The 23,034-nt window shown below is 70.5% G+C and carries 21 protein-coding genes; 10 read left to right on the top strand and 11 right to left on the bottom strand.

The features are described 5' to 3' along the window. Position 1: 1 nt before the first annotated feature. The 3 genes from mqnE to OG223_RS30765 form a co-directional block, all read right to left on the bottom strand. The gene (gene mqnE / locus OG223_RS30775; protein ID WP_329265564.1) at positions 2 to 1,165 is read right to left on the bottom strand and encodes an aminofutalosine synthase MqnE; all 1,164 of its coding nucleotides are present in this window, start codon (positions 1,163 to 1,165) and stop codon (positions 2 to 4) included. A gap of 85 nt (positions 1,166 to 1,250) precedes the next feature. Beyond that, positions 1,251 to 1,706: an Lrp/AsnC family transcriptional regulator gene (locus OG223_RS30770; protein WP_329255615.1), complete on the bottom strand. Its 456-nt coding sequence runs from the start codon at positions 1,704 to 1,706 to the stop codon at positions 1,251 to 1,253. A gap of 58 nt (positions 1,707 to 1,764) precedes the next feature. Continuing rightward, positions 1,765 to 2,403 carry a UbiX family flavin prenyltransferase gene (locus OG223_RS30765; protein WP_329255612.1) on the bottom strand — a complete coding sequence of 213 codons (639 nt, stop codon included), beginning with the start codon at positions 2,401 to 2,403 and terminating at the stop codon, positions 1,765 to 1,767. Positions 2,404 to 2,545: 142 nt separating this feature from the next. Here OG223_RS30765 and OG223_RS30760 point away from each other — a divergent pair, with 142 nt between their 5' ends. Further along, positions 2,546 to 3,157, top strand: coding sequence for a rhomboid family intramembrane serine protease (locus OG223_RS30760; RefSeq protein ID WP_329255610.1), 612 nt, complete (start codon positions 2,546 to 2,548; stop codon positions 3,155 to 3,157). Between the two features lie 24 nt (positions 3,158 to 3,181). Here the strand turns inward: OG223_RS30760 and mqnP are convergent, their stop codons facing one another. After that, positions 3,182 to 4,084, bottom strand: a complete 903-nt coding sequence (mqnP, locus tag OG223_RS30755) for a menaquinone biosynthesis prenyltransferase MqnP (RefSeq protein WP_329255607.1) — start codon at positions 4,082 to 4,084, stop codon at positions 3,182 to 3,184. Then, complete coding sequence (locus tag OG223_RS30750) at positions 4,081 to 5,535, bottom strand: menaquinone biosynthesis decarboxylase (protein WP_329255604.1); 1,455 nt, start codon at positions 5,533 to 5,535, stop codon at positions 4,081 to 4,083. Before OG223_RS30750 ends, mqnP begins: the two co-directional genes overlap by 4 nt. A gap of 155 nt (positions 5,536 to 5,690) precedes the next feature. On the opposite strand from OG223_RS30750, the gene OG223_RS30745 reads away from it, so the two are divergent. Beyond that, the gene (locus OG223_RS30745) at positions 5,691 to 5,990 is read left to right on the top strand and encodes a PLD nuclease N-terminal domain-containing protein (RefSeq protein ID WP_329255601.1); all 300 of its coding nucleotides are present in this window, start codon (positions 5,691 to 5,693) and stop codon (positions 5,988 to 5,990) included. A 100-nt stretch (positions 5,991 to 6,090) separates the two neighbouring features. Further along, positions 6,091 to 7,506: a purine-cytosine permease family protein gene (locus OG223_RS30740; RefSeq protein ID WP_329255598.1), complete on the top strand. Its 1,416-nt coding sequence runs from the start codon at positions 6,091 to 6,093 to the stop codon at positions 7,504 to 7,506. A gap of 15 nt (positions 7,507 to 7,521) precedes the next feature. On the opposite strand, the gene OG223_RS30735 is transcribed toward OG223_RS30740, so the two are convergent. Then, the gene (locus tag OG223_RS30735) at positions 7,522 to 7,848 is read right to left on the bottom strand and encodes an ArsR/SmtB family transcription factor (protein ID WP_329255595.1); all 327 of its coding nucleotides are present in this window, start codon (positions 7,846 to 7,848) and stop codon (positions 7,522 to 7,524) included. Positions 7,849 to 7,945: 97 nt separating this feature from the next. Between OG223_RS30735 and OG223_RS30730 the strand changes: the two genes are divergently transcribed. Continuing rightward, the gene (locus OG223_RS30730; RefSeq protein WP_329255593.1) at positions 7,946 to 8,923 is read left to right on the top strand and encodes a quinone oxidoreductase family protein; all 978 of its coding nucleotides are present in this window, start codon (positions 7,946 to 7,948) and stop codon (positions 8,921 to 8,923) included. A gap of 1,604 nt (positions 8,924 to 10,527) precedes the next feature. On the opposite strand, the gene OG223_RS30725 is transcribed toward OG223_RS30730, so the two are convergent. Then, positions 10,528 to 11,268, bottom strand: coding sequence for a VOC family protein (locus OG223_RS30725; RefSeq protein ID WP_329255591.1), 741 nt, complete (start codon positions 11,266 to 11,268; stop codon positions 10,528 to 10,530). 185 nt (positions 11,269 to 11,453) lie between these two features. Between OG223_RS30725 and OG223_RS30720 the strand changes: the two genes are divergently transcribed. Then, complete coding sequence (locus tag OG223_RS30720; protein WP_329255589.1) at positions 11,454 to 12,062, top strand: TetR/AcrR family transcriptional regulator; 609 nt, start codon at positions 11,454 to 11,456, stop codon at positions 12,060 to 12,062. A 101-nt stretch (positions 12,063 to 12,163) separates the two neighbouring features. Continuing rightward, complete coding sequence (locus OG223_RS30715; protein WP_329255586.1) at positions 12,164 to 13,072, top strand: transglutaminase-like domain-containing protein; 909 nt, start codon at positions 12,164 to 12,166, stop codon at positions 13,070 to 13,072. Positions 13,073 to 13,076: 4 nt separating this feature from the next. Here the strand turns inward: OG223_RS30715 and OG223_RS30710 are convergent, their stop codons facing one another. After that, positions 13,077 to 14,336, bottom strand: a complete 1,260-nt coding sequence (locus OG223_RS30710) for a PucR family transcriptional regulator (protein WP_329255583.1) — start codon at positions 14,334 to 14,336, stop codon at positions 13,077 to 13,079. Between the two features lie 101 nt (positions 14,337 to 14,437). Here OG223_RS30710 and OG223_RS30705 point away from each other — a divergent pair, with 101 nt between their 5' ends. From OG223_RS30705 to OG223_RS30690, 4 genes are all read left to right on the top strand, one after another. After that, positions 14,438 to 14,896, top strand: coding sequence for a nucleoside deaminase (locus OG223_RS30705; RefSeq protein ID WP_329255580.1), 459 nt, complete (start codon positions 14,438 to 14,440; stop codon positions 14,894 to 14,896). Then, positions 14,889 to 15,866, top strand: a complete 978-nt coding sequence (locus tag OG223_RS30700; RefSeq protein ID WP_329255577.1) for an isopenicillin N synthase family dioxygenase — start codon at positions 14,889 to 14,891, stop codon at positions 15,864 to 15,866. Before OG223_RS30705 ends, OG223_RS30700 begins: the two co-directional genes overlap by 8 nt. Before the next feature lie 143 nt (positions 15,867 to 16,009). Further along, positions 16,010 to 18,145: a hypothetical protein gene (locus OG223_RS30695; RefSeq protein WP_329255574.1), complete on the top strand. Its 2,136-nt coding sequence runs from the start codon at positions 16,010 to 16,012 to the stop codon at positions 18,143 to 18,145. Continuing rightward, positions 18,142 to 19,683: a hypothetical protein gene (locus OG223_RS30690; protein WP_329255572.1), complete on the top strand. Its 1,542-nt coding sequence runs from the start codon at positions 18,142 to 18,144 to the stop codon at positions 19,681 to 19,683. Before OG223_RS30695 ends, OG223_RS30690 begins: the two co-directional genes overlap by 4 nt. 13 nt (positions 19,684 to 19,696) lie before the next feature. Here OG223_RS30690 and OG223_RS30685 read toward each other — a convergent pair whose 3' ends face one another. From OG223_RS30685 to ccsB, 3 genes are all read right to left on the bottom strand, one after another. Continuing rightward, positions 19,697 to 20,674 (bottom strand): CU044_5270 family protein, encoded by a 978-nt coding sequence (locus tag OG223_RS30685; protein WP_329255569.1) that lies wholly within the window; start codon positions 20,672 to 20,674, stop codon positions 19,697 to 19,699. Beyond that, a complete protein-coding gene (locus tag OG223_RS30680; protein ID WP_329265562.1) occupies positions 20,671 to 21,273 on the bottom strand; it encodes an RNA polymerase sigma factor in 603 nt (200 codons plus the stop codon). The genes OG223_RS30685 and OG223_RS30680 overlap by 4 nt, the downstream gene beginning before the upstream one ends. Positions 21,274 to 21,376: 103 nt before the next feature. Beyond that, positions 21,377 to 22,495, bottom strand: coding sequence for a c-type cytochrome biogenesis protein CcsB (ccsB, locus tag OG223_RS30675; RefSeq protein WP_329255566.1), 1,119 nt, complete (start codon positions 22,493 to 22,495; stop codon positions 21,377 to 21,379). Between the last annotated feature and the right edge of the window lie 539 nt (positions 22,496 to 23,034).

Raw genomic sequence — 23,034 nt, 5'->3', positions numbered from 1 at the left:
CTCACACGCGCATCGGCTGCGGGGACTCGCGCCGCGCCGGGTCCGGGCCGTCGTACTCGCGGATGATCTCGTAGCGCGTGTTCCGCTCGACCGGCTGGAAACCGGCGTCGCGGATCAGGTCGAGGAGGTCGTCGCGGGTGAGCTTGTTCGGGGTGCCGTAGTTGTCGGCGTCGTGCGTGATCTTGTACTCGACGACCGAGCCGTCCATGTCGTCCGCGCCGTGCTGGAGGGCGAGCTGGGCGGTCTGGACGCCGTGCATGACCCAGAAGACCTTGACGTGCGGGACGTTGTCGAAGAGGAGGCGCGAGACCGCGAAGGTCTTCAGGGCCTCGGCGCCGGTCGCCATCTGCGTCCGCGCCTGAAGGCGGTTCCGTACCTTCCCGTCCTTCATGTCCACGAAGTCGTGCTGGTAGCGCAGCGGGATGAAGACCTGGAAACCGCCGGTCTCGTCCTGGAGTTCACGCAGCCGCAGCACGTGGTCCACGCGGTGGCGCGGCTCCTCGATGTGGCCGTAGAGCATGGTGCACGGGGTCTTGAGACCCTTCTCGTGCGCCAGGCGGTGGATCCGGGACCAGTCCTCCCAGTGCGTGCGGTGGTCCACGATGTGCTGGCGGACCTCCCAGTCGAAGATCTCCGCGCCGCCGCCGGTGAGGGACTCCAGCCCGGCGTCGATGAGTTCGTCGAGGATCTCGGAGGCACTGAGCCCCGAGATGGTCTCGAAGTGGTGGATCTCCGTCGCCGTGAAGGCCTTCAGCGAGACGTCCGGGAGGGCCTTCTTCAGCTCGCTCAGGGAGCGCGGGTAGTAGCGCCACGGCAGGTTCGGGTGCAGGCCGTTGACGATGTGCAGCTCGGTGAGGTTCTCGCCCTCCATCGCCTTGGCGAGGCGGACGGCCTCCTCGATGCGCATCGTGTACGCGTCCTTCTCGCCCGGCTTGCGCTGGAACGAGCAGTACGCGCAGGACGCGGTGCACACGTTGGTCATGTTGAGGTGGCGGTTGACGTTGAAGTGGACGACATCGCCGTTCTTCCGCGTCCGCACCTCGTGCGCCAGTCCGCCCAGCCAGGCCAGGTCGTCCGACTCGTACAGCGCGATGCCGTCCTCGCGGGACAGCCGCTCACCGGAGCGGACCTTCTGCTCCAGCTCGCGCTTGAGCCCGACATCCATGCCCATACCTCTTCCTCAGACAGACTTCTTGAACCGTACTCCCCCACCCTTCGGGCGGGAGGGGCCCCCAAACGGCGCTTCGCGCCTACGCCTCTTCGGGCAGCTCTCCGACCCGGTTCTCCCACTTCGTGGAGAGCACGATGGTCGTACGAGTCCGGGAGACGCCCTTGGTCCCGCTGAGCCGCCGGATGGTCTTCTCCAGCCCGTCCACGTCCGGTGCCCGCACCTTGAGCATGAACGAGTCCTCGCCCGCGATGAACCAGCAGTCCTCGATCTCGCTGAGGTCCTTCATCCGGCGCGCCACGTCCTCGTGGTCGGCGGCGTCGGAGAGCGAGATGCCGATCAGGGCGATGACGCCGAGGCCGAGGGAGGCCGAGTCGACGGTCGCGCGGTAGCCGGTGATGACACCGGCCGCCTCCAGCCGGTTGATGCGGTCGGTGACACTGGGTCCCGACAGGCCGACGAGGCGCCCCAGCTCCGCGTAGGAGGCCCGGCCGTTCTCTCTCAGGGCCTGGATGAGCTGCCTGTCCACCGCGTCCATGCGATCGATTGCCTTCCGGTGATGACGATGATGAAGATGAATGAGCCGATGCCGTACGTCAGTTGATGGTGCGGGAGCCCCCGAGGTCGCCCGCCCACCGCCGGTACAGATCGTGCGCGACACCCGCCGAGTCCAGGACCCGCCCGGCGACGAAGTCCACCAGGTCCTGGATGTGGGTGGCTCCGGCGTAGAACCCGGGCGAGGCCGGCACCACGGCGGCCCCCAGGTCGTCCAGGGTCACGAGGTGCCGCAGCGTCTGCCCGTTCAACGGCGTCTCGCGTACGGCGACCACCAGCTTGCGGCGCTCCTTGAGGGTCACGCTCGCCGCCCGCTGCAACAGGTCCTTGCTCAGCCCGAGGGCGACCCCCGCGACACAGGCGGTCGACGCGGGCACGACGATCATCCCCTTCGAGGGGTACGACCCCGAGGACGGCCCCGCCGCGAGGTCGCCCGCGCTCCAGTGCCGTACGGCGTCGGTGTCGATGGCGGGCTGGAAGGTGCCGGGCTTGCCGTCGGCGCCGCGGGCCAGCCATTCGCGCAGGTCGTCCTGCCAGTGCGCGTCCCGGAACGAGATCCCCGTCTCGTCGAGGAGCGTGAGCCGGGACGCCCGGGACACCACGAGGTCGACACTCTCGCCGGCGTCGAGGAGCGCGCGCAGCACGGCAGCCGCGTATGGGGTGCCGGAAGCGCCGGACACCCCTACGATCCAAGGCGTACGCGGCGTCTCTCCTGGCTTGACTGGGTTCACGACACCGAGCCTAGCTGGCGTCGCGGGGCGGGAACCGGCCAAGGGTGCCGGGGCGTTCTTCTGTGGGGACGAGTGGACCGTGGGGGGTGCCATGTCCGGTACGCAGTGGGAGTGGTCGCAGGGCGACCGTGCGAAGGCCGCGGCCAAGCTGATGGTGGGCTGGGTCGGGCTGTTGTGGCTGCTCGAAGTGGTGGACGTGGTGACCGGCCACGCCCTCGACAGCTTCGGGATCGTCCCGCGTGAGCCGTCCGAGCTGCTCGACATCGTGCCGGCCGCGTTCATCCACTTCGGCTTCGCGCATGTGGCGGCGAACAGTGTGCCGTTGCTGGTGTTCGGCTTCCTCGCCGCGCTGGGCGGCATCCGGCGGTTCGCCGCGGTCTGCGCGCTGATCATCGTCGCGGACGGCCTGGGCGTCTGGCTCATATCCCCGGCCCACACCAACACGGCGGGCGCCTCCGGCCTGATCTTCGGCCTCTTCGGCTTCCTGCTCATCAGCGGCTTCGTCGAGCGCCGCCCGCTGGGCATCGCCGTCGGCCTGATCGTCGGCGCGGTCTGGGGCACGTCGATCCTGCTCGGACTCGCACCCACACAGTCGGGGGTGAGCTGGCAGGCGCACCTGGTCGGGCTGGTGGCGGGGGTGGGGGCGGCGTTCGTGTTCCGGCGGCGGGCCACCAGCGAGCAGCGCGGCGCGCTGACGGCGTAGGCCGACCCGCGCCGCGGACCGCGCCTACACCGTGAGCCCGCGCACCAGCAGATCCAGCAGCGCACACACGAACAGGGCGATCCCGATGAACCCGTTGACGCTGAAGAACGCGCGGTTGAGGCGGGACAGGTCATGCGGCCGGACGATCGAGTGCTCGTACAGGAACGCGCCCGCGACGATCATCAGGCCGAACCAGAAGAAGGCACCCGCGCCGGTCGCCGCGCCGTACCAGGCGAGGAGGGCCGTGGTGATCGCGTGGCAGACGCGCGCGCCCCAGATGGACGCGGGGATGCCGAAGCGGGCCGGGACCGACATGACGCCGATCTCGCGGTCGGTCTCGATGTCCTGGCAGGCGTAGATCAGGTCGAAGCCGCCGATCCAGATACCGACGGCGAGACCGAGGATCACCGCGTCCCAGGACCACTCGCCGGTGATCGCCAGCCAGCCGCCGACCGGGCCCATCGCCTGGGCCAGACCCAGGATGGCCTGCGGGAAGTTCGTGAACCGCTTGCCGTACGGGTAGACCACCATCGGGATCACCGCGATGGGGGCCAGCGCCAGACAGAGCGGGTTGAGGAGCGCCGCCGAGCCGAGGAAGACGACCAGCGCGACGAGCGCGCCCGTCCACGCGTGCTTGACCGTCATCGCACCGGTGACCAGCTCCCGGTGCGAGGTGCGCGGGTTACGGGCGTCGATCTCCCGGTCGATGATCCGGTTCACCGCCATCGCGAACGTGCGCAGGCCCACCATGCAGATGGTGACCAGCAGCAGGCGCCCCCAGTGGATGTTCCCGTCCAGCCGGAACATCGCGGTCAGCGCCGCGATGTAGGCGAAGGGCAGGGCGAAGACGGAGTGCTCGATCATGACGAGGCGTAGGAACGCCTTGGTGCGCCCCGGCTGCGGGATCGCGGCTGATGCGCTGCTCACGAAAGTCCGTACTCCTTCCACCGGCGGTCGACCTTCGCCGCCGTCTCCGGGTCGGACAGGACCATCTCGGGCCAGCCGCCGTCCCGCGTGTAGCCCTCCTCGGGCCACTTCCTCGTCGCGTCGATCCCCGCCTTGCCACCCCAGAACTGCTGGTAGGAGGCATGGTCGAGATGATCGACGGGTCCTTCCACGACCGACAGGTCCCGGGCGTAGTCCGTGTTGCCCAGCGCCCGCCACGCGACCTCGTGCAGATCGTGGACGTCGCAGTCGGCGTCGACGACCACGATCAGCTTGGTCAGGGACATCATGTGCGCACCCCAGACCGCGTGCATCACCTTCTGCGCGTGCTTCGGGTACTTCTTGTCGATGGAGACGATCGCGCAGTTGTGGAATCCGCCCGCTTCGGGCAGGTGGTAGTCCACGATGTCCGGCACGATGATCTTCAGCAGCGGCAGGAAGAACCGCTCCGTCGCCCGTCCCAGCGGTCCGTCCTCCGTCGGAGGCCGCCCTACGACGATCGACTGAAGCAACGGCCGCTTCCGCATCGTGACGCAGTCGATGGTCAGCGCCGGGAACGGCTCCTGGGGCGTGTAGAACCCCGTGTGGTCCCCGAACGGCCCCTCCGGCAGCATCTCGCCGGGCTCCAGCCACCCCTCGATGACGACCTCGGCCTGCGCCGGCACCTGCAACGGCACGGTCTTGCAGTCGACCATCTCGATCCGCTTGCCCGCGATGAACCCGGCGAACAGGTACTCGTCGATGTCACCGGGAAGGGGCGCGGTCGAGGCGTACGTCACGGCGGGCGGACACCCGAAGGCGATCGCGACCGGCAGCCGCTCCCCGCGCCGCGCCGCGACCTGGTAGTGGTTCCGGCTGTCCTTGTGGATCTGCCAGTGCATACCGATGGTGCGCTTGTCGTGGCGCTGGAGCCGGTAGAGCCCGAGATTACGGATCCCGCTCTCGGGGTCCTTCGTGTGCGTGAGCCCGAGGTTGAAGAAGGACCCGCCGTCCTGAGGCCAGGTGAAGAGGGCGGGCAGCAGGTCGAGGTCGACATCGTCCCCTTGGAGGACGACCTCCTGCACGGGCGCGTCCTTGACCTTCTTCGGCGGCACATGGGTCATCGACCCCAGCTTCCCGAAGGCGTCCCGCACCCCGACGAACCCCTGCGGCAGTTCGGGCCGCAGCAGCCCGCCGATCTTCTCGGAGATGTCGCCGTACGACTTCAGCCCGAGCGCTTTCAGCAGCCGCCGGTCGGTCCCGAAGACGTTCATGGCGAGGGGCATCGAGGACCCCTTCACGCTCTCGAAGAGCAGCGCGGGCCCACCGGCCTTCTGAACCCGGTCGACGATCTCCCCGACCTCGAGACAGGGGTCCACCTCGGCCTTGATGCGCTTGAGGTCGCCCTCGCGCTCCAGTGCCCTGAGCAGGGAGCGAAGATCGTCGTAAGCCATGTGTCCCAGTATCGCCGAGTGCTCGCTGTCTCCTGACGTCCACCCCTGCCTTCTGCCGGGGGTCCGGGGGTTGTCCCCCGGGATAGCACGGCGGCCACCCGCTAACCTGACCCCGTCACCGGGGCCGTCCCAGCACTCAGGAGAATCTCGCCGCCATGCTCAGGTATCTGCCTTTCCTGCTGGTCCTGGCTCTGTGGATCTACGCCTTCGTGGACTGCCTGAACACGCCCGAGGAGGACGTACGGGGCATGCCGAAGCTGGCGTGGGTGTTCGTCATCCTGCTCTTCGGCGAGGTGCTGGTGGGCCCGATCGCGTGGCTGATCGCGGGCAGGGCGCGGCGCGACCCGGCCGAGGCGCAGGCCGCGCAGGGCCGGTGGGTCGCGCCGGACGACAACCCCGAGTTCCTGAAGTCCCTGAACAAGGACGACCCCGAGCGGGACCCGAAGACGGAGTAGGAACCCCGAGGGATACGTGCAGGTTGTACGCCGCCGGGCGCCTCGATGCGGACAATGCGCCTCTGGGCCCGGACCGGCAGGAACCGGACACTTACCTCGCATGACGACTGCTCCCGCCGACTCAACCGGCACCCTCGCCCCCGAATACGGTGACAAGGTCATCGCCGTAGAGACGGCCGGCGCCGAACCGATCCCCGACGCCGAACGCCACGGCAGCCCGCTCCAGCTCCTCTGGACCTGGGCCTCCCCGAACATCGAGTTCGCGACCGTCTACATCGGCGTGATCTCGGTCCTCTTCTTCGGCCTGAGCTTCTGGCAGGCGACCGCGGCGATCGTCCTGGGCACCGGCCTGGGCGCGATCACACAGGGCTTCCTCTCCCTGGACGGCCCACGCTTCGGCGTCCCGCAGATGGTGATCGGCCGCTTCTCCTTCGGCTTCCGCGGCAACATCATCCCCTCGGCGGCCAACGGCCTTGTGGCGGGCGTCGGTTGGTTCGCGGTGAACAGCGTGAGCGCGGCATTCGCGCTCAACACACTCACGGGCCTACGCCCTCTGCCGTCGCTGTTGTTGGTGGTGGTGGCCGAGATCCTGATCGGCTTCATCGGCCACAACTTCGTGCACACCTTCGAGAAGTACGCGTTCCCGGCGCTCGCGGTGATCTTCCTGCTGGCCGGCGTATGGACCTTCAAGGACGCGCACCTCGGCGGGGGCGGCACGGGCGGCGGCATAGGCGGCTTCCTCCTCGCGCTCAGCGCGGCCTGGGGTTACGCGGCGGGCTGGAACCCGTACGCCACGGACTACTCGCGCTATCTCCCGCGCACGGCGAACAAGTTCAAGACGGTCCTGTACCCGGCGGTCGGCCTGTTCGTGTCGGTGACGTTCGTGGCGGTGATGGGCGCGGCCTCGGCGACTCTCCTGGCCCCCAAGGACGCGACCCCGACGGCGGCCTTCACCGGTCATCTCCCGTCCTGGCTCGCCGACTTGGTACTGATCGCGATCATCCTCGGCGCGATCTCGGCGAACGCCCTGAACGTCTACTCCGGCGCGATCTCCCTCACCGCACTGGGCCTGAAGCTCCCCCCGTGGCTCAACCGCAGTGTCCTGGTGGTGGTGTCGGGCGTGGCCGGTACGGCGGCGGCGTGGGCGTCACTGTCCGACGCGGGCTCGGCGTACGAGGCGTTCCTGCTGGTCATCGCGTACTGGGTGGCCCCCTGGCTCGGCGTGGTCCTGGTGGAACGCTGGTCCCAGTCCCGCACGCCCACCGAGGAACTGGCCCCCCGCCTGACCGACCCCACCTTCACCAACTGGCCAGGCCTGGCAGCCCTGTTGATCGGCGTCGCGGTCTCGGTCCCCCTCTTCTCCAACCAGGAGGACTACGTCGGCTACGTCCCGAAGCACTGGCCGTCCTTCGGTGACAGCACGCCGATCGTGGGGTTCGTGCTGAGCGCGGTGCTGTATGCGGTGCTGCGCAAGGTCCTGGGCCCGAAGGGGCAGGCTCAGCCGTCGGCTGCCTGATCCTTCCCGCGGGCCTCAACGAACCACCAGCGCCAGCAGTCCGGGGAACCGGGCGTCGAACTCCTCCCGGCGGAGGCGGTTGACGCGCCTGGGGCCCTCGTCACGCTGCTCGACGAGGCCCGCGCCGCGCAGCACGGCGAAGTGATGGCTCAACGCGGCCTTGCCCACCGGCACATCGAAGCTGCCGCAGGTCCGGGTCCAGTCGGCCGACCCCGCCAACTCCCTTACGAGGGTGAGGCGTACGGGGTCGGCCAGGGCGGCGAGGGCCGTTTCCACGGGGACGTCGTCGGGGTGGGTGTGTTCGGGGGCGGCCCGATGACCGACGGTGTTCCGCTGTGCCATGCCCGCCTCCCGCGCTCTCCGCTTGCCGAGTGTTCGACGAAAACCATACACTCACGAGTGTTCGCTTTTCATTGAACAGTCGAGCGGGGAGTCCGGCATGCGCGCGGTCGAGATCCAGGAATACGGCGGTCCCGAAGTCCTGAAGGTCGTGGAGACGGAGGTCCCGCGACCCGGCGCCGGCCAGGTGAGCATCGACGTGGCGTACACCGGGGTGAACTTCGCCGACCTCAAGGCGCGGGGCGAGGGCTACCGGGTGCCAAGTCTCCCCTTCGTACCCGGACTTGAGGTATCGGGGCGGGTACGGGAGGTCGGCGCCGGCGTCGAGGGTCTCACCGTGGGCCAGGTGGTGGCGGCCCTGACGGCGGGCGGCGCGTACGCGGACGTGGCCGTCGCGGAGAGGGAGACCGTCTTCCCCCTCCCCCCGACCTTGGACCTCCGCACGGCCGCCACCCTCCCCACCGTCCTCCCGACCGCCTACGCCCTCGTCCACTCGGTGGGCCGACTGCAACCCGGCGAGACGCTGCTCGTGCAGGGTGCGGCGGGCGGGATCGGCACGGTGGTGGGGCAGTTGGCGCGGGCGGCTGGAGCGGGTTCCGTGTACGGCGTCGTATCGAGCGCGGCGAAGGCGGAGTTCGCGCGCGGGTACGGCTACGACGAGGTGTTCGTGGGCGAGTTCGAGGCGCCGGTGCGGGCGGCGACGGGTGGGCGCGGGGTCGATCTCGCCCTGGACCCGGTAGGCGGCGAGACCCTCCGGCGCAGCCTGGCCTCCCTGGCGACTTTCGGCCGCCTGGTCTCCTTCGGCAACGCGAGTTCGGCGGCACCGTGGCAAGTGGGCCAGCCCGAGTTGTACCCCGGCGCCCTGTCCGTCTCCGGCTTCTCGATCCTGACCCTGGCCCAGACTGACCCGACAGCCCTACGAGCCCTGACCGAGCGGGCGTTCGCAACCGTGGTCGACGGCACGGTGTCCTTGCCGGTGACGGCGGAGTTCGGGTTGGAGGAGGCGGCGGAGGCACATCGGGTGATGGGGGCGCGGGCCAGTACGGGGAAGTTGCTGCTCAGGGTGGCTCAGGGGTGAGCTGGACGTGACGCCGGTGTGCAGTGGGCGCCTGTTCGTACGTGACCGTTGGGCCACTCGCTTCTTTGCCAGTGTCGGGCTTCCACGGCCCGAGTAAAGGGCGCTCCCTGCGGTCGCGTCGGCTACGCCGATTCCGCTCCGCTCCACCCTTGACTCGGTCCGCTCCAGCCCGTTTCAGAAGCGAGCGAGCGGCCCGGAGGAATGGGTGGCCGACGCACTAGTTCCCTTGGGTGAGCTGCGTTCCCGGCCGGGATGGAGGGGGCGCGCTGGCGTCTCGCCTGCACGCCGGGCAGGCTTAGCGGCCAACGGCGAGTGGGGACTTCCGTACGAGACCCCGGGCCTGCGTGCGCAGGGGCGCGTTCACGCCTCGCCTGCACGCCGGGTCGGCTCAGCGGCCAACGGCGGGCAGGAACTTCCGTACCAGACCCCAGGCCTGCGCGCGCAGGGACGTGTTCGCGTCTCGCCTGCACACCGGGCAGGCTCAGCGGCCAACCCCCGGTGGGGACTTCCGGAGCAAGACTCCGGACCTGCGCGTGCAGGGGCGCGTTCACGCCTCGCCTGCACGCCGGGTCGGCTCAGCGGCCGACGGCGGGTGGGGACTTCGGTACGAGCACTCCGGGCCTGCGGACGCAGAGGCGCGATCACGCCTCGCCAGCACGCCGCGTCGGCTCAGCGGCCAACCCCCGGTGGGGCTTCCGCACGAGACCCCGAACCCGCCCGCGATTCCGTATGAAGCCCCCGGGCCTGCGCGAGCAGGGGCGCGGTCGCGCCTCGCCGGCACACCGGATCGGTCGACTCAGCGGCCAACGGCTGGTGGGCGTCGGGTGGGTGGGTGCTGGAGGCTGGAGGTAAAACTAACCACCGTCACAGGCTTTGACCGGTTAGGAAAGACCCCAGCTTCCAGACAGGACACGGTCGGCGGCGGGAAGGAAGCCCCGGGAGCGAAGGCTGCCGGGGCCGGGAAATGCCACACCTCAACCCCCGACCCTCACATTTCCGCGAACCGGCACCCCGGGCGAGAGACCCGATCGACGGACGGGGCCCACCGCCCGCACCCCCACCCAGCCCAGGACAGCCCAGGACGGCCGAGCCCAGCTCAGCGCAGGACCGACCGACTGCCACAGGCCCACCCTCCCGCCCCGGAACCTCCCTGCCGACCCGGAGCCCTCCTGCCGACCCGCCGTCTTCTTGCAGAAGTCCCCACCAGGGGCTGGCCGCCGAGCCGACCCGGCGTGCAGGCGAGACGCGAACGCGCCCCTGCGCCCGCAGGCCCGGAGTCTTGCTCCGGAAGTCCCCACTCTCCGTTCGCCGCTAAGCCGGCCCGGCGTGCAGGCGAGACGCCAGCGCGCTCCCTCACCCCGGCCCAGAACGCAGTACCGGCAAGGGAACTCATGCGTCGGCCACCCATTCCTCCGGGCCGCTCGCTCGCTTCTCAAACGGGCTGGAGCGGACCGAGTCAAGGGTGGAGCGCAGCGGAATCGGCGCAGCCGACGCGACCGCAGGGAGCGCCCTTTACTCGGGCCGCGGAAGCCCGACACTGACAAAGAAGCGAGTGGCCCAACCCGCACATCACAACTGGCGGGGTATCAACGAGGGGCCCCGCGTCAGGACAACGCGAGAACGCAGAACTCGTGGGCTTCCGGGTCCTTCAGGCACGTCCACGGGACATCGCCCTGACCGACGTCGAGATCGGTCGCGCCGAGGGCCCGGAGCCGGTCGACCTCCGCTGCCTTGTCGTCGTCGGGGTACGGCAACAGATCGAGGTGGATACGGTCCAGCACGGTTTTCGCGTCAGGTGTGCGGAGGAATTCCAGGTACGGGCCGACGCCCTTGGCGGAGCGCGACGATGCGTGGTCGTCGGCCACTTCGTGCACGGTCCAGTCCGTTGCCGTGCCCCAGAAACGGGCCATCGCTCGCGGATCCACGCAGTCGATCACCACCGCGGCGATCGGCCCGTTGTCCAGGTAGATCTCACGGGGTTCCAGCACACAGAACTCGTTGCCCTCCGGATCGGCGAGGACCGTCCACGGCACATCGACCTGGCCCACGTCGACCGGCGTCGCACCGAGGGACCGGAGGCGCGCGACCAACTCCGCCTGATGGGTCGTAGAGGTGGTGGCGAGGTCGAGGTGCAGGCGGTTCTTCGTCGGTGTCTTGGGTTCGGGGACGGGGACGAGGTCGATGCCGAGGCCGAGCGGTTCGGGCCAGACGAGGCCGTCGGCGGGGCCCACGTAGGTCGTCACGCCGGGGCTGGCGAGACCCCAGCCGAGCGCCTCCGCCCAGAACCGGCCGAGCGCCGAGACGTCGACCGCCTTGATGTTCACCTGAACAGGACGCAGGGGCATGCCGGCGATCCTATGCACCGGTTCGGTCCGGCGCCGGGCCCGCGGCCATCCGTATCCCCCGAGACTGACGGACGCGGGCCCGGCTACCGGCAAGTCTGGACCGGCGAGTGATCAGACCGGAAGGGCATTCCAGAAATCTGCTCTAGAAATTCACTCTAGAACCCGGTCCCCATACGCTGTCCCGCATGAGCCCCAAGCAACAACGCGGCGAGGTCACCGCAGACCTGCTCCTCGACGCCGCGCTGCGCCTGTTCGCGGAGCAGGGTGAACAGGGCCTCACCGTCAGCGCCGTGACCAAGGCCAGCGGCGTCAGCCTCGGCAGTCTGTACCACCACTTCGGCAGCCTGGACGGGCTGTTCGACGCGCTGGCGGAGCGGTGGCTGAGCCGGTTGCTGGGTGAGTTGGTGACCGCGCTGCACGCAACTCGTACCGCCCGTACGGGAATTCGCGCGATCGTCCGGACGCATCTGGCCTTCGCCCGCGAACACCGGGACGCCGCCCTGCTGTTGCACTCCGCGAGAACCGACCAGCGGAACATGACCCAGGCCAGGGAACTGCGTGACTCCCAGGAGGCCCGGCTGTCGGTGTTCGCCCTCTGGATCCAAACCCATGTCGAATCAGGTGAGTTGGCGCCGCTGCCGCTTCCCCTGATCGAGTCCCTCGTGCTGGGGCCGTTGGTCGGTGTGGTCCGCCGCTGGCTCTCCGGCATCGACGACGTCGAACTCGATCTCGACGAGGCCGCGCGCGTCCTGCCGGAACGGATCTGGCGCTCGGTCGCCGCCGACCCCAAGTAGCGCCGGCCCGAAGTGAAGCCGACCCGAAGTGAAGCAGCCTTGGACCGAAGTGCCCCTCGACTCTGGACAATCCGGGGCGAATTTTGACACGGTGCGGTGTCATGCCCCTCGACTTCCGCGCCTTCTACGCCGCCCAGAGCACGTACTCCGACCCCGGCGCCCTCGCCCGCCTCTACGCCGGCCTCCCCCGCGCCCCCGCCCAACTCGCCCGCATCACCCGCGACTTGCTCATCCACCGCCTGGAAGCCGGCCTCTACGACCACACCCACCCCACCGACCGGCTCCACAACGACGCCGAGACCCGCTACATCGACGACATCCTGCGGATCCTCGTCGAGCGGAACGACGCCCCGCTCACCCTGCGGCGCGCACCCGGCGACCGGTTCGTCGGAGTGTGCCGGGACTTCTCGCTGCTGCACTGCTCGTTCCTGCGGCACCTCGGTGTCCCGGCCCGTATCCGTTCCGGCTTCGTCGACTACTTCGGTTCCGACGGCTTCCACAGCGACCACGTCGTCACCGAGTACTGGCACGACGAGAACGGCTGGCTCCTCGCCGACTCCCAGCTCACCGACCCCGCCGTCACGGACCACTGGAACATCGACTTCGACCCGATGGACGTACCCCGCGACCGCTTCCTCGTCGCGGGCGAGGCCTGGCGGGCCATCCGCACGGGCGGCGCCGACCCCAGGACCTTCGGACTGCATCCGCCGGAGGAGGGTCCGCTCTGGGGCGAGTCGTTCGTCGCCGGCGCCGTCCGCCTCGACCTCGCCGCCCTGAACAAGGTCGAGACCCTGCTCTGGGACGTGTGGGGCGAGGACGCGGGCAGGCCCGGCGAGCCGTTGCCGGAGTCCGCACGCGAGCTCTACGACCGTGTCGCCCCCGTGGTCAGCGGCGACGTCTCCTTCGACGCCGTACGCACACTGTTCGCCGAGGACGACATCCTGCGCACCCCGCCCACCGTGACCTGCTACGCCCCGTTCAACGGGCCCAGCCTCGTCACCCTGCGCTGACCCCCTACGCCACCGTCCGCAAGCCCCGCACCTGAGCCGCCCCCATCCCCCGCACCACCCGGTGCGCGCACACCGCCGCCAGCAACTCCCCCAGCAGATCCGGGTCGTCGATCTCCAGGCCGAGCAACGACTCGATGCGTTCGAGGCGTTGGTAGAGGGACTGGCGGCCGATGTGGAGCAGGGCTGCCGTGCGGGTCGGGGAGCAGCCGTGGCGCAGGTGTACCTCCAACGTCCGTACGAGGTCGCTGGGATGGGCCGCCTCCCACGCCAGCAGCGGGCCCAGCGCGTGTTGGACCAGGCGGGCCAGGCGGTCGCGGTTCGTGTCGATGCCGCCGCGTGTCAGCTCCCGTTCCAGCGCCAGTGCCCGCGCCGAGGTCACCAACGGGCCGTCCGGGAGGGCGGGTTCGGCGGAAGGGACCGTCAGCGCCAGCTCCAGTGTCGTACGGGCCGCCCGTAGCGTGTCGCTCCAGCGGAGCCAGCCGCTGCCCGCCTCGACGGCGTGGCCGACCGCGACGGTCAGCCCGGGGTCGGCGGCCGTTCGGAAGGCGTCCTGGACCGCGCGGATGGGGTCGCCCGCGACCGTGCCGGGGAGGGCCAGCAGCGCCAGTACGTCGCCCGGGAACGTCGCCCGCAGCGCGCTCGCCCCGCCCAGCAGCCGTACCGCCCGGTCCACGGACGTCACGTCGCGCGCGCCGTGCACCGAGACGCCGATCAGGCGGGCGCCGGGGCCGGGGTGGAAGCCGGCCAGTGCCGACCGCGCCTCGACCTCGGGCTGGTTCAGCGCGGCCCGGTCCGCGAGGTCGGCCAGGAGCGCGGCCGTGTGGTCGTCGCCCCACGGTCGTACGACGGAACGGCCGGACAGGCCCCGGGCGACGATCGCCCGGTTGGCGGCCTCGGTGATCCGTACGAAGGGGACGACCCGGTGGAGGGCCAGGAGGGGCAGGCCCAGGCGGCGGGCCTCGTCGGTGACCTCGGGCGGCATCGTCGGGAGGGAGCGGCCGATCTCCACCGCCAGGCCGGACGCGCCGCGCGCCGCCAGTTCGCGGACGTAGCGGCGGCGGATCTCGGCGTCCGTGTCGGTGAGGCCGAAGCCGTTGGTGAGGAGGAGTTCGCCGCCGTCGAGGAAGTTCGCGCCCTCGTAGACCTCGCTGGAGTGAACCCAGCGCACGGGGCGGTCGAGGGCGGCCTCGCCGGCGAGGAGCTCGGGCTCGGCGGCGCGGACCGGGTCGAGGGCCAGGACCTCACGGAGGGTGAGTGCGGGCACGGGAACCTCCAGAGGCGCGGACAGTTCGTCCGGTTAAGGGTTGCGGGGAGAGTACTTTCCGCACGTTGCCCTCGTGTTTCGGCCACTGGAGAGTGGGAGCCATGAACCGCATCGATCAGGCACAGGCACGGACCTGGCTCGCCACCGCCGTCGCGGAGGCCCGCGCCGGGCTCGCCGAGGGCGGCATCCCGATCGGCGCCGCGCTCTACGACGCCGACGGCACCCTGCTGGGGCGCGGCCACAACCGGCGCGTCCAGGACGACGACCCCTCGATGCACGCGGAGACGGCCGCGTTCCGGGCGGCGGGACGGCAGCGGTCGTACCGCGGGACGACCATGGTCACGACCCTCTCGCCGTGCTGGTACTGCTCGGGGCTGGTGCGGCAGTTCGGTATCTCGCGGGTCGTCGTCGGCGAGGCCGCCACCTTCCACGGCGGGCACGACTGGCTCGCCGAGCACGGTGTGGAGATCGTCCTCCTCGACGATCCCGAGTGCACCGGGCTGATGCGCGACTTCATCAAGAACAACCCGGAACTCTGGAACGAGGACATCGGTGACTGAGCCCCAGACCCCACCCCGCATTCCGACGATCGATCTCCGTCCCTGGATCGAGGGGGACGAGGAGACGCGGAAGGACATCGCCCGTACCGTCGACGAAGCCCTGCAGACGGCCGGGTTCCTGCTGGTCACCGGGCACGGGGTCGATCCGGAGCTGCGGTCCCGGATCCGGGAGGCCGCCCGTTCCTTCTTCGCGCTGCCGGTCGACGTGAAGGAGCCGTACAGCGCCAAGGTCGGCGGGCGCGGGTGGCTCGGGCCCGGGGCCGAGGCCAACGGGTACTCGGAGGGGACCGAGACCCCGCCCGACCTGAAGGAGTCGCTGACCTTCGCCACGCACCGGCCCTTCGCGGACCCGGTGGTCAACGCGGAGTGGTACGCGCCCAACGTGTGGCCGGACGAGATGCCCGAACTGCGGGCGCTCTGCGAGGAGTACCTGGACCGGATGGGCGAGCTGGAGAAGCAGTTGCTGTCGCTGCTCGGGGTCGCGCTCGAGCTCGAACCCGACTTCTTCTCCCGGCACATGGACCATCCGACGTACGGGTTCAACATCAACTGGTACCCGGGGATGGAGGTCGTCGGGGAACCGGAGCCGGGGCAGTTCCGGATCGGTCCGCACACCGACTTCGGGACCGTGACCATCCTCGACCGGCAGGCCGGGAAGGGGGGACTGCAGGTCTTCACCGACGAGGGCGGGTGGGAGGACGCGCCGTTCGACGCGGCGGCGTTCACCATCAACATCGGTGATCTGATGGCCCGTTGGACCGGCGACCGGTGGCGGTCGGGACGGCACCGCGTGCTGCCGCCGCCCGCCGACGCGCCCGCCGAGGAGCTGATGTCGCTCGTCTACTTCGGCGAGTGCACCCCGGGCACGCTCGTGGAGTCCGTGCCCGCGCCGGTCGGGCGTGTGGCGTACGAGGCTGTCGATTCGCATGTCTACCTGCGGGAGAAGCTGGACTCGATCACCGTCGACTGAGCCCGTCACCCAGAAGTCCGCCGTTCCGACATTTTCGTAACCCAACGGACACCACTCGCTCTAGTCCGAACCAACTCCCCCTATTTACCCTGGTGTTGATAGAACCGGTTGCAGTGCCGGGCGACCGCTCAGGGGGAGATGCGGTGGGGAGAGGGCTGCATGGACGCGTGGCGCTGTTCGAGGCACAGCCGCCCGGTCTCGCCGCGCGGCTGACCGGCCTGCGCCCGTACGAGCTGCTCACCTCGCCGTACGAACACCCGGAACCGCCCTTCGTGGTGCTCGCGGGCGCGCGCGGGCTCGGCAAGAGCATGGCGCTGGCCGAGCTGCGGACCGCGTACCGCGGGCACACGCCGGTCGCGCTGATCGACTGCGAGGCCGACCGGCTCGTACGACTGCCGGAGGGGCGGCCCGCCGCGACCTGGTCGCCGGTGTGGCAGGCGCTGACGACGATCGCGGAGCAGCTCAGGGAGCCGGTGGTGCACGGCGCCGGGAGCATCGACTTCCCGCGCCTGGAGGCCGGGCTGCTGGCCGTGTGCGCGACCGGCTGGGGTGCCCGGGACGAGGACAGTGCCCGCGAGGAGGCCCGGCGGATCCTGCTGCTGAGCGACCCGGCGCGGCGCTGGGCGGTGATCGCGCAGGGCTGGGCCGGCAAGGTCGCCTCCCGGCTCATCGCCAATCTGTCCGGTACGGGGCCGGTGGGCCAGGCCGTCATCGAGGCGACCCTGGACACCCTCTTCGACCTGGTGTGGACGCCGAACGGACTGCTGAAGTCGGGCGCGGACTGGTACCGCGACTACCCCGGTGCGAGCGGCGAGGCCAGGCGCGGGCTGATCGAGATCGCCCGGGACTTCCGCGCCGACGGCACCTCCCGCGCGGACGCCGAGCGCTGGCTGCTGCGGGCGCTGCTCGCCGACCTCGGCGACACCTACCGGCGCCGGTGGGAGCGGATGCGCCGGGTCGGGCGGCCGGTCGTGCTGGTGGACAACGTGCAGTCGGGTCCTGGTCCGGGGCTGATGAAGGCCGTACTGAAGGAGCGGGCCGACGGCAACGGCGACCAGGTGGTCTTCTTCGCCGGCCTGCGCGGCCACCGGCATCCCGATCTGCCGGACGCCGTACGGCATCCGCTGCCGGAGGTGGCCCGTGCGAGCGGCTGGGTGCCGGGCGCCTCGCCCTCGTCGCGGGCCCTGTTGGTGTCCTTGCCGCCGCTGACCCCGGAGGAGGCGCGGCGCGTCATCGCCGACGTGTGCGCCGCCGACGGCGACGCTACGCGTGTCGAGGTGCCGCCCCAACTGCCGTACGCCATCCATCGGTTGACGGCCGGCAGTCCGCTGGGGGCGGCGGTGCTGGGGCAGGCCGTACGGCAGAACCGGCCCGTCGGGGCCGTCAGTCCGGGCGAGTTGCTGACCGCGGGGCTCAAGCCGGAGGGGGACGAGGAGAGCGATCGGCGGCCCGGGTACCGGGAGTTGCTCGACCGGCTGGTGCCGCCGGGGCTCGCGGAGGAACTGGCCGTGCTCGCCACCGCGCACGACGGGGACTCGGCGCGGGTGCTGGCGGAGGCACGGCTGGGGGACAGTTTCGGCGCGGCCGGGGTGAACCGGCTGCGCACCCAACTCACCGCGGAGGGACTGCCCCCGGCCGAGGGCTACTTCGTCGGCGACCCCTTCCTGCGCACCCTGCTCCTGCTGCGGCTGCACCTCGACGACGCCGACCACGGACGCTGGCGTGCCGTGCACCGCTCGCTGCTCTCGCACTACGACGGTCTGCCCGGCAATCCGGACACCCCGGCCCGCGCCCGCTACCGCCTGCACCACGAACTCGCCCTGGGCGACACGGCGGACGCGGTGGCGTATCTGCGGAACACCTTCCGCACCATCACGCCGTACGCCTGGCTGGAGACGCTGCTGTTCGTCACCGCCGCGCCGTACTACCACGCGCACGATCCGCACGGCCGGGACATCGGCGCCCCCGGCGACCACCGCAAGGCCGTCGCGCTCGCCCGCACGGATGCCGAGGAGGAGCCCCCGGCCGGTGTGGACCCGGCCCTGCATCTGACCGTACGGCGGCTGCTGCACGCGGTGTGGCAGGTGACGGACCCGCTGGTGCTGCCGGACGTGGAGGTCGCGGGCCGGATGCACTTCGATCTGGAGCAGCTCTCGAACATCTGGCCCGCGGGCAGCGAACCGCTGTGGCGGGCCGCCCAGCAGTGGCCCGAACAGGCCCTGGCGGGGCGCCCGTTGCGGGTGCCGGCCGGCGACGAACGGAACGGGGGTCCGCGATGAGGCCGTGGCTGCGCGAACTGGTCCAGCGGATCCGGACGATCCCGATCTACCGTTTCACGGCCCTTGTGGTCGCCGCCGCGCTGGTCTTCGGCCTGGTCGTGCTGCTCCGCGCCGTCCTGCACGAGGACCGCTCGTGCGCGGCCGGGGTGGCCCGCCCCGAGGACAGCGGGGAGTGCGTGGGGGTGTCGGCCTCGGCGTTCGACTTCGGGCAGCGCCGGTTCGCCGACACCATCCGGGCGGTGGCCCGCGAGAACAGTTCCCTGAAGGCGGGTACGTACGTCACCGTCGCGCTCTACGAGCCGTTCACCGCGACCGACACGGACACCCTGAACGACGTGGGGCACGAGTTGCAGGGCGCGTATCTCGCGCAGTACCGCGCCAACCACGACAACAACGGCGAGACCCCGTACATCCGGCTGGCGCTCGCCAACCCCGGTGCCACGGGCGTCTATTGGGAGCGGACGGTCGACCGGATCGTGACGATGACGAAGTCGTCCGACCGACTGCGGGCGGTCACCGGGATAGGGATGAGCACCGACAACAACAAGAAGGCCGTGGCGAAGCTGACCCGGCTCGGTGTGCCGGTGGTCGGCTCGTCCATCACCGCCGACGACCTCGCCAACGGGCAGCGGGGCAAGGACCCTTACCCCGGGCTCGCCCGGGTCTCCCCCACCAACACCGACGAGGCGCGCGCGCTGGCCTCCTTCGCCAAGGTGACGGCGGACCGGGCGCTGCTGGTCTACGACAAGCCCGGCGACCCGTACACGAAGACGCTCCAACACGCCTTCAGCACCCTGCTCAAGGGCTCGCCGTACGGCTCCTGGCCGTTCACCCCGCCCGCCGACCGCAGCCAGGAGGGCAGCACGCCCAACACCTTCCGGCAGATCACCGACCTGGTCTGCGACACGGACGCGCCGCTGGACACGGTGTTCTTCGCCGGCCGGCACACCCAACTGCGCCAGTTCATCAACGCGTTGGGCCGCCGCGGCTGCCAGTCACGGACGTTCACGGTGCTCACCGGCGACGAGGGCTCGTACCTGACCGGCGACGACAATCTCGAGACCAGTGCCCTCCAGCACGGTGTCTCCGTCCGCTTCACCGCCCTCGCCCACCCGGACGCCTGGCTCAACAAGGCCCCGGCGACCGGCGGTTCGGCCCAGGACACGCAGGACCTCGACAAGTTGCTGGCCGCCGCGAAGACCGCGCCCGTCGGCCCGGTCGGCCCGCTCTCCCTCGACGACGGCCAGGCGATCATCGCCTACGACGCGATGCAACTCGCCGTCCACGGCATCCGCGAGGCCACCCCCGACCAGCAGAAGATCCCGCCCCTGTCCGACGTCGGCCTCCAATGGCCGCAGGTCAAGGGCTCGTTGCGGGTGAGCGGGGCGAGCGGCTGGATCTGCCTGGACGTCCACGGCAACCCGTACGACAAGGCCGTACCGATCGTGGAACTCACCCGGCAGGGCCACGCCCGCTTCGTGAAGATCGCCTGGCCGGAGGGCAGGCCCCCGTCGAAGGAGTGCCTGCCTCCGGCCTGAACAGCGCTGATTCCTACGGCCGTTGGCCCGCCCGGTCCACCACGGCCCGGCGCAGGACGGCGGTGTTCGCGGTGACCGTGCCCTTCTTCACGCCGGCGTTGTCCTTGGTGGCCACCTCGCGCTCGCCCAGGAACTCGTAGGTCTTCGCGTCGAAGATCCACTCGTCCCGGAGCGGGTTGTCGGGGTCGGTGCGGGCGATGGCGACACCGGGCCGGCCTTCGGCGTCCACCACGTGCTCGACCGTCGTGATGCCGGGAATCCTGGCCACCGCCCGGAAGAGGGCCGCGCTCTGCTCCGGTGGCACGATCGAGTTCCGCAGGAGGTCGCCGACCAGCACGAACATCGCCTGGTTCTGCTCCTGACCGCCGTACTTCAGGGCGGACTTGGCGAGGTAGTCGTACATCGCGTCGGCGTCGGTCGGCAGTGTCCTGACGTTGTTGTAGAAGGAGGAGACGTCCCAGCCGGCCTTGCCCGGCTTCACGTCCGGCGGGACGGAGTGCGACCCGACGCCCGTCTCCCGCACCAGGCCCGTGTGCAGGCCGTCCACCGACATCCACACCTCCTGCCGGTGCAGCGGGTCGATCGTGCTCTTCGCTCCTCCTTCGTCGTGTGCGTACGACACCTTGCTCTCCACGTACACGAACTGGTCGTCGCGGACGGTGCCGTAGGACTTCTCGTGCTCGGCCGCCAGCGCGATGTCCTCCAGGAGGGCGACCGCGGACCTGCTCGACGGGCGCGCGGACGTGCCCGGGCCGCCCGGGCCGTCCGGGCCATTCGGGCTGGAGGAGGACGGCAGGACCACGAAGGCGACGGCCGCGGCGGTGGCGACGGCGGTCGCGGCGAGCGCGGGCCGCAGCCACTTCCTCCGCACGGGGGCGGGCTTCTCGACAGTCGCGGTCGCGTGCCGGATCTCGGTCATCAGATGCTCCTTGAGGAGTCGGTGACGGCCCGGCGGAAGGTCTCTCTCGGGGAGTTCCGGGAGCTGGTTCATCGCTTGTCCTCCCTCGGGGGCCCGACCGCGGGGCCGCGGTCACCTTTCATCTGTCCGTCCCGCAGGGGGAGTTCCGTGCTTTTGAGATGTTTCGCGAGCTTTGCGCGCGCCCGCGAGAGCCGCGACCGTACGGTCCCCACGGGCACCCCGAGCGCCTCGGCGGCGGCCCGGTAGTCGAGCCCGGACCACACGCACAGGGCCAGCACCTCGCGCTCGGCGCGGCGCAGGGTGACCAACGCGGCGCGTACGAGGGCCAGTTCGGCCCGGTCGTCGATGCGGGCGGCGACCTCGTCGGCGAAGTCGCGCTCGGCCTCGGCACGGGGCAGCCGGGAGACGGCGGCCGCGTGTCTTCGGGCGGCGCGGCGGGTGTTGCGCGTGACATTGGTGGCGATGCCGAGCAGCCAGGGCCGTAGCGAACCGCCCTCCTCGTCGACCTTGCCGCGCAGGCGCCAGGCGTCCAGGAAGGTCAGCGACACGAGGTCCTCGGCCTGCGCCCAGTCCCCCGTGAGCCGGAAGGCATGGTTGTAGACGGAGCGTGCGTACGCGTCGAAGAGCTCACCGAAGGCGTCGTGGTCCCCCGCGCGGATGCGTTTCCTCAACTGGAGATTCGTATCCACACCCCTCTACCTGTCCGTACGACGAAGGCCGGTTCCGGTGACCCATGTCACACGGAACCGGCCTTCGCCGTACGGGAGTTGCCGCTTACACGCCGGCGTAGGAGTGCTTGCCGCCGACGAAGATGTTGACGCCGTAGTAGTTGAAGATCCAGCAGCCGAAGGCGATCAGGGCCAGGTAGGCGGCCTTGCGGCCCTTCCAGCCGGCGGTGGCGCGGGCGTGCAGGTAGCAGGCGTAGGCGACCCAGGTGATGAACGCCCAGGTCTCCTTCGGGTCCCAGCCCCAGTAGCGGCCCCAGGCCGACTCGGCCCAGATCGAGCCCGCGATGATCGTGAACGTCCACAGCGGGAAGACGGCCGCGTTGACGCGGTAGGAGAACTTGTCGAGGCTCGCGGAGGCGGGCAGCCGCTCCAGCACGGAGGTGGCGAAGGCGCCGGGCTTGCCGCCGTTGGCCAGCTTGTTCTCGTAACTGTCCTTGAAGAGGTAGAGCAGCGTGCCGACGGCGCCCACGTAGAAGACCGCGCCGCAGATGATCGCCGTCGAGACGTGGATGTACAGCCAGTACGAGTGGAGCGCGGGCACCAACTGGTCGCTGGCGGTGTACAGGACGGTGACGGCGATGCCGAGATCGAGGAGGACCGTCGTGACCAGGAACAGGCCGAGCCAGCGCACGTTCTTCTTGAGCAGCAGCAGCGTGAGGTACACGCCGACGGCGACCGTGGAGAAGGTGATGTTGAACTCGTACATGTTGCCCCAGGGCGCCCGCTCCACCGAGGCCGCGCGGGCGATGACACCGCTCAGCTCGACGAGGAAGGCGAGCACCGTGAGGGACACGGCGATACGGCCGTAGAGGTCGCCCTGTTCGTCCCCGCCGTGCGCGCCGGGACCGTCCGGCACATCACGCGAACCGGACGCGGCCCGCACGACGACCTTCGGCCGCTCCAGCACGGTGGTGCCGCCGGCGTTCTTGACGGTGACGGCGGGCGCGTCCGCCTTCTTCACCCCGGCACCGGTCAGCGCGGCGGCCGTACGGCCGATCTTGCTGCGGCTGCCGAAGGTCCATTCGGCGATGTACGCCAGGAAGGCCAGCGTGTAGACGGCCATCGAGGAGTAGATCAGCGTGTTGCTGAGGTTGGCCAGGTGCTCGTTGGTGGCAGTGGCCAGATTGGTCGCGGAGGCGAAATCGGTTGCGGCGGCGAGAGTCATTTCTCAGCCCCTTCGGCGGGTACGGGCGGTTCGACGCCGGGGTCGGAGTCGGAGTCGGGGGTGTCGGCGTCGGGGTTGGGGGTCTTCGGGGCGTTGGCGGATTTCGGGGCGTCGGCGGTCGTCGGGGCGTCGCCGGACTTCGAGGCGTCGGCGGCCGTCGGCCCATCGGCGGCCTGCGAGGCGTCGGCCGTCTTCGGGGCATCGGCGGTCGTTGAGTCAGCGCCGGACTTCGGGGCGGTGGCGGCCTTCGACCCACCCGTGGCCCGCGAGGCATCGACCGTCTTCGGAGCATCGCCGGTCTTCGAGGCGTCGGCCGTCTTCGAAGCGTCGGCGGCCTTCAACCCATCGGCGGTCGTCGAGTCAGCGCCGGACTTCGGGGCGTCGGCCGTCTTCGGGCCGTCGCCAGACTTCGAGGCGTCGGCGGCCCTCGGCCCATCGGCGGCCCGCGAGGCATCGGCCGCCTTCGGAGCATCGCCGGTCTTCGAAGCATCGGCAGTCTTCGGAACGTCGGCCGCCTTCAACTCATCGGCGGTCGTCGA

It is taken from the genome of Streptomyces sp. NBC_01478, assembly GCF_036227225.1.
GTDB lineage: Bacteria > Actinomycetota > Actinomycetes > Streptomycetales > Streptomycetaceae > Streptomyces.
Note: the sequence above shows the minus strand (reverse complement) of the source record. Positions and strands in the feature narration are given on the sequence as shown.

What these genes read in the sequence shown, in the direction of transcription:
- mqnE (WP_329265564.1), bottom strand. Translation starts at nt 1,165, where the DNA reads ATGGATGTCGGGCTCAAGCGCGAGCTGGAGCAGAAGGTCCGCTCCGGT.
- OG223_RS30770 (WP_329255615.1), bottom strand. Translation starts at nt 1,706, where the DNA reads ATGGACGCGGTGGACAGGCAGCTCATCCAGGCCCTGAGAGAGAACGGC.
- OG223_RS30760 (WP_329255610.1), top strand. Translation starts at nt 2,546, where the DNA reads ATGTCCGGTACGCAGTGGGAGTGGTCGCAGGGCGACCGTGCGAAGGCC.
- OG223_RS30750 (WP_329255604.1), bottom strand. Translation starts at nt 5,535, where the DNA reads ATGGCTTACGACGATCTTCGCTCCCTGCTCAGGGCACTGGAGCGCGAG.
- OG223_RS30745 (WP_329255601.1), top strand. Translation starts at nt 5,691, where the DNA reads ATGCTCAGGTATCTGCCTTTCCTGCTGGTCCTGGCTCTGTGGATCTAC.
- OG223_RS30740 (WP_329255598.1), top strand. Translation starts at nt 6,091, where the DNA reads ATGACGACTGCTCCCGCCGACTCAACCGGCACCCTCGCCCCCGAATAC.
- OG223_RS30735 (WP_329255595.1), bottom strand. Translation starts at nt 7,848, where the DNA reads ATGGCACAGCGGAACACCGTCGGTCATCGGGCCGCCCCCGAACACACC.
- OG223_RS30730 (WP_329255593.1), top strand. Translation starts at nt 7,946, where the DNA reads ATGCGCGCGGTCGAGATCCAGGAATACGGCGGTCCCGAAGTCCTGAAG.
- OG223_RS30725 (WP_329255591.1), bottom strand. Translation starts at nt 11,268, where the DNA reads ATGCCCCTGCGTCCTGTTCAGGTGAACATCAAGGCGGTCGACGTCTCG.
- OG223_RS30720 (WP_329255589.1), top strand. Translation starts at nt 11,454, where the DNA reads ATGAGCCCCAAGCAACAACGCGGCGAGGTCACCGCAGACCTGCTCCTC.
- OG223_RS30715 (WP_329255586.1), top strand. Translation starts at nt 12,164, where the DNA reads ATGCCCCTCGACTTCCGCGCCTTCTACGCCGCCCAGAGCACGTACTCC.
- OG223_RS30705 (WP_329255580.1), top strand. Translation starts at nt 14,438, where the DNA reads ATGAACCGCATCGATCAGGCACAGGCACGGACCTGGCTCGCCACCGCC.
- OG223_RS30690 (WP_329255572.1), top strand. Translation starts at nt 18,142, where the DNA reads ATGAGGCCGTGGCTGCGCGAACTGGTCCAGCGGATCCGGACGATCCCG.
- OG223_RS30685 (WP_329255569.1), bottom strand. Translation starts at nt 20,674, where the DNA reads ATGAACCAGCTCCCGGAACTCCCCGAGAGAGACCTTCCGCCGGGCCGT.
- ccsB (WP_329255566.1), bottom strand. Translation starts at nt 22,495, where the DNA reads ATGACTCTCGCCGCCGCAACCGATTTCGCCTCCGCGACCAATCTGGCC.